Here is a 3,911-nt window from a genome sequence, read left to right as displayed (position 1 = left end):
CGGCCAGACCGCTTGGCATAGGCGACCATGTCGGCCAGCCGCCGGTTGAGAAACGGCTCGCCATCCTTGTAAAGACGAAGCACCTTGAGCGGCCGATCAAACTCCGCAAGATCGTCGATGATTTTCTGGAATACCTCGAACTTCATCGCGCCCTGAAAGCGGCCAGTCTCGGCGATCAGGTCACGGTGACCCGTAGGGCAAAACGTGCATTTGAAATTGCAGGCGCTTGCCGGATCGACGAACACGATGAACGGCGTGGCGAGCGGGATGACCGTCTCGAGGGCCGTGCGCCCCTGCAAGTTGATACGCGGCTCCAATCTCGCTTTCATTGGCGGCGCTCCCGCGGGATCGCGTAGACGATAGCGCCGGTACCGCACCAGCAATGATTTCGGAACAAGAACCGATAATCGTCGAGTTCGCGCATGAGCCAACCGGCAGTCCGCCATAGTCCGTCAGCATTATGGTAGACGGTCGCGGTCACGATCGGCCGTTGCGCATGGAGTGTCTCGCGAGCCCCGCGCAAAGCGTCGAGCTCGCCGCCCTCGAGATGCAGCTTGATGAAGGTCGGCTCGACGCCGAGGCTGTCGATCGAGCGCACGCTGACTTGCGCTTGGCCGAACGCGGACAGTTTCGACGCAAAGCCGTAACCTTCGCTGAAGGCGGCTGTGCCGTCCTCGGCCGCGAGCGCGCAATCGAGAACCGCTGCCCGGGGCAGCCCGCGCAGCCTGTCAGCCAACACCGCGCGATTGGCGGCGTCCGGCTCGACGGCGATGACCCGGAGGCCGGCGCTCCTTGCTGCGAACGCAAGCGACACAGCGCCATGGTGCGCGCCGCCGTCAAGGAAGATCTCACGGTCGCACAAGCCTTCCACGACTTCCGGAATGAAGTAGCGCTCGGTCGACACCGGGGCGTGCTCAAACGTCCATTCTTCGCGCAACCGGCGCCAGGCAATGAATTGCAGGTGGTGGGCACGCGAAACATCATCGTCCCAGCCGGCGTGCACGCCTTCGATCTCACGCCGATCGGCCGCCGTGAACGGATCAGCAAACCAGCCATTCGCCAGCGGATGCTGGCCCCGCAGGCTTTCGGCGAGATCGTAGAACGGCACGACATCGCTGCAACCGCGAGCCGCCAATGAGCGCTCGATTGTCACGTAGGGCGACGTGACCACGCTCACCGCGATACGGGCTCCGGCCTCCGGGAGCGGGTCACCACGCTCGAAGATACCGGCTGGATTATGCCCCACAGCGGTTAGAAACTCACACGCTAGCCTGCCGAGATTGCCGGCCCCGTAAAGGTATAACGGTCGCTCCGTTGGCGACGGCGGAGCCAAACAAGGCGTCGTCGCGAACGTGCTCATCGCCTCCTCCAGAAACGGCAGCCGATTGAACGATCGCGCCGCGTGCATCGAGATGCTCCTTTAGCAGAGTTGCCTTGATGGCCGACGTCGAGACACCGTCAAAGCGCCGCGAGAAACAAACGCGGCCACCTTTCTGTTTCATAAAGGCGATCTCGGCAGCCTTGGTATGCTCCCATTCGTGGCTGATCACGTAAACGTCGACCCCATACCGCTTTAGAAGCTTCAGCGGCGAGAACTCGTGCGCCGGCACCACCCTGTCGACGTAACGGCAAGCCTCGATAATGCTCCGCTTGTGGGACCATGGCATCACCGGCTCGCGGCCCTTATAGTCTCGGATCAGCTCGTTGGTGTTCAACGCTACGATCAAGTAGTCGCCTTGCGCCTTGGCAAACTTAAACGCCCTGATATGCCCGTAGTTCAGGATGTCGAAAGCGCCCTGCAGGAGCACTATCCGAGGCCGCGGTGTTGTCATGCTCGATCTCCAATCCGAAACGCTCGGCAGCCTCGCGCCAGACCACGGACTCGGCGACTATTTGCTCATAGTTCCGGTAGCCTGCGCTACCGTCGCGCACGAGCAGGTCGTCGCATCGCGCCAGAAAATAGTGCGCGAATGCATGGCCAGGAAGCCGCCCTACAAGTTCCTTGAATGCGCGACGGGCAACCTCAAAATTGCCGATGCGCATGTTGCGGTTATGCACGAAGTTCACGTCGAGATTGACGTTGAACACGAAGCTTTCGATCTCCGCGGGGTCGATGCCGGGAGACCGAATGACGTATTTCCTCATATCGAGAGCGCCGAGCGGCAGGTATCTTTCATCGATCCAGCCGTTGGCTTTACACTGACGGAATAGCTCGCTGCCGCGCAGCGGCGTCGCAAAGCTGAACGAAGCCCAGTCGAGGCCCCAGTCCAGGATCACGTCGCGCGTTTCCTCGCGTTCGGCGCGGGTCTCGCCCGGCAGGCCGATCACAAAAAAACCTTGGCAGTAGATGCCGGCGGCCTGCAAAAGCTCGATGGTCGGCTTGATCCGACTGTAGGCGATCGGCTTGCGGATGATATCTTTCAGCACCCGCTTCGATCCATGCTCGATCGCGAGAAACAGCGTATCGACGCCGGCGGCTTTCATGAGCGCCGCCATCTCGTCGTCGATGTAAGAGAGCGTGACGCCGTTCGGCATCTCGACCCTGATATCGAGCGGCGCGAGCTTGCCAAAAAACTCTTTCGCCCGCGGCTTGTTCATCAGAATCTGGTCATCGTAAATGGTGAGCACACTCAGCCCGTAATGAGCTTTGAGATTGACAATGTGCTCGATCGCACGGTCGACCGAGACATACCGCATATTCGCACCGTGGAACGAAGGCTCCGCGCAAAACACGCATTTGAAGGGACAACCACGCGAAGTGACGATAAAAAACTGCTTGGAAGATGCGCTGAATTTGGTGAACGGGGAAAACGCCTCCTGCATGCTGTAAGCCGGCACATCGACGAGCGAATAATCAACGTCGACGATACGGTCGAGGTCGTCGTATACTGGGGCCGCCCGCAGTTTGGTTCTTGTCACCCACGGATCACGAGAGAGTACGGTCGCGACGTCGTCGGCATCGACCAGCTCTTTGAACGCGACCTCGCCTTCGGAGTAACAGCATGCGTCAACGTCGCAACTCGCGATCACTTCGTCATAGGCAGTCGTGATCGCGGCTCCGCCGGCGACGATGCAGATCTTCGGGTCATGCTGTCTCACCGCAGCCGCCAGTGACCTGAGCCAGGGGTATGACACGTCATAAGACATGGAGAAGCCGACGATGTCAGGCGTCATCACTGCGAGCTTACGGGCGAGCCGCGCCTCCGGCGGCTCCTCGCCGGGCAAGTTCAGGTCGAGAATTTCGACTTGGCCGAGACCCGCCGCAAATCGCTTGAGATACGAGGCGATCGTCAAAACGCCGTAAGGAAACGCCAGATAGGTTCTGTACGTTTTTTTGGACGCGTCGAGTTGTGGCGCACCCAAATCGGAGGGCAGCACGACAAGTAAGACTGACCGTGTCTTGCTGGCAGGCGCAGGCATGTTCGTGCCTTGCGAGCTTGTCGGCGCAAACAACCGCGGAGCAGCGGCGCCCCGGGCGGCGCTGCTCTGCTGTCCCCGCTCCGTCAGCGCATCAACCTGTGCGTCGGGATCGTTGCTGCTGGATGCGCCAATCGTGGACGTGGCACTCTCCTTCGGGCGGCTCATCCTGACGATCAGGACGCACTGCAGGAGGAAGGCAATGCAAAACCAAGACCACAATGCAAGTGCCTGTAAAATAAGGTTTTTTGTTTTGGAGCCTATTTGATCGGCCGGACTAGCCACGCTTTTCTTTGCCGTTGCGGGCAAATATTGCCGAGTGAATGCAGTGCTCGCCGAAGTCCGGCGGCGCCAAGTGGCGGAGCCGTGCACGGCACCAGAAGCGACTAGGCGCTGCCGTGAGACGCAGGTCGCTCATGACCGGCAAGCGTAGTCGCGCAAGGCCACGCGAACTCGCGCCACGACACTCTCCCAGCGCCTGCTGGCATCCTGTC

The 3,911-nt window shown here is 60.5% G+C and carries 4 protein-coding genes; all 4 read right to left on the bottom strand.

The features are described from left to right. The coding region (locus WB528_RS20160; protein WP_423890169.1) for a radical SAM protein at window positions 1–329 on the bottom strand (329 nt) is incomplete at its 3' end. Then, window positions 326–1,177 carry an FkbM family methyltransferase gene (locus WB528_RS20155; RefSeq protein ID WP_423890168.1) on the bottom strand — a complete coding sequence of 284 codons (852 nt, stop codon included), beginning with the start codon at window positions 1,175–1,177 and terminating at the stop codon, window positions 326–328. The genes WB528_RS20160 and WB528_RS20155, both read right to left, overlap by 4 nt. 82 nt (window positions 1,178–1,259) lie before the next feature. Beyond that, window positions 1,260–1,832 carry an adenylyltransferase/cytidyltransferase family protein gene (locus WB528_RS20150; protein ID WP_423890167.1) on the bottom strand — a complete coding sequence of 191 codons (573 nt, stop codon included), beginning with the start codon at window positions 1,830–1,832 and terminating at the stop codon, window positions 1,260–1,262. Further along, window positions 1,753–3,789, bottom strand: coding sequence for a B12-binding domain-containing radical SAM protein (locus WB528_RS20145; protein WP_423890166.1), 2,037 nt, complete (start codon window positions 3,787–3,789; stop codon window positions 1,753–1,755). The genes WB528_RS20150 and WB528_RS20145 overlap by 80 nt, the downstream gene beginning before the upstream one ends. Window positions 3,790–3,911 lie beyond the last annotated feature (122 nt).

Source organism: Bradyrhizobium sp. (assembly GCF_049586575.1).
Lineage (GTDB): Bacteria > Pseudomonadota > Alphaproteobacteria > Rhizobiales > Xanthobacteraceae > Bradyrhizobium.
Note: the sequence above shows the minus strand (reverse complement) of the source record. Positions and strands in the feature narration are given on the sequence as shown.